Annotated in this window: 1 pseudogene; it reads right to left on the bottom strand. The window is 47.3% G+C overall.

What is annotated here, in order from left to right:
- Window positions 1-260, bottom strand: a pseudogene (locus NE668_RS09855) (ribulose-phosphate 3-epimerase); the annotation flags it as partial.

The raw sequence follows: 260 nt of genomic DNA, 5'->3' as shown, positions 1-260 counted from the left end.
GCTCAACGCTCATGATGAGAAACATATCCGCAAGCTCCAGATACGGGATCAATTCTTTCACAGGAGTTGCCGGTTTGATCGTGATGCCTGCTTTCACTCCGCTTGCCTTTATTTCATCCACTGTCGCCTTTACATCTTCACACGCCTCTAAGTGAACAGTAATGATATCCGCTCCGCATTTTGCGAACTCTTTCACATACCTGATCGGCTCAGTCACCATAAGATGTACGTCAAGCGCCTGTTTTACCGCGCCTTTTAAC

Origin of the sequence: Veillonella parvula (assembly GCF_024461875.1) — a bacterium.
GTDB lineage: Bacteria > Bacillota > Negativicutes > Veillonellales > Veillonellaceae > Veillonella > Veillonella parvula_I.
This window is presented reverse-complemented; position numbering and strand designations above follow the sequence as displayed.